The organism is Paenibacillus sp. PL91, assembly GCF_012935325.2.
Lineage (GTDB): Bacteria > Bacillota > Bacilli > Paenibacillales > Paenibacillaceae > Pristimantibacillus.
Genome location: NZ_JABBYG020000075.1, coordinates 1 through 701, shown reverse-complemented (window position 1 = coordinate 701; position 701 = coordinate 1). Strand labels below are relative to the sequence as shown.

The window sequence follows — 701 nt, the reverse complement described above, 5'->3', positions numbered from 1 at the left end:
GTTCGGCGAACAAAGTATTAGACTGAAAAATAAAGTACTAGACCGTGAAAATAAAGTTGTAGACTGCACGCTCTCGTTAAGCTAACGGGCAGAATAACACAACTTAATGTCACTTCAAAACGTCACATAGAGAAAGGCATTTTTCGTTTTGTTCATGATAGGATAACTTGAGGGGGAGGATTATGAAAAAAATCTTAATGGCTGTAATTCTGCTATTCGTCTTGTTTGCTGGGTTTCTTACCTTTAGATTTGGAAGTGCCTTGTCACAAGAGGGAAATCCTTTTCCTATACTTTCTTCAATATCTAAACTTGAATTTACGAACAGTAGTTATGAACAGTATTCCAAAACAGATAAAAGCACTAGATTCGTATCAAAGAATACAGGTGAATCTAGGTATGTTGTAGTCAAGGATATTATGAAGAAATATGGCTGGGACTTTAAAGAACAATTGGGTGCTGGTCTTGTCTTTGAAAAAAACGGTCAGACAAAAGTTGTAGAGACTAGACAATATTCAAGACATTATATCTTGTCGAATATCCCAAATGATGTATTAAGCTAACGGAGAACGATAGTTCAATAAAAACACGGAAGCAGCCGACCACAATGATCGGCTGCTTCATTACGCTAACGGGCAGGTTAGTTACAGTGAAAAGAAGGGAAATTCCGCTATTTTATCGAATATTGAGCATCCAGATAAAAA

At 36.5% G+C, this 701-nt stretch carries 1 protein-coding gene; it reads left to right on the top strand.

Annotated elements, in window-relative coordinates; genetic code table 11:
- Positions 1-182: 182 nt before the first annotated feature.
- The gene (locus tag HI950_RS35425; protein WP_169091779.1) at positions 183-560 is read left to right on the top strand and encodes a hypothetical protein; all 378 of its coding nucleotides are present in this window, start codon (positions 183-185) and stop codon (positions 558-560) included.
- Positions 561-701: the final 141 nt, after the last annotated feature.

Bases quoted from the DNA above. Each gene is read 5' to 3' on its own strand.
- HI950_RS35425 (WP_169091779.1), top strand. From the start codon at position 183: ATGAAAAAAATCTTAATGGCTGTAATTCTGCTATTCGTCTTGTTTGCT.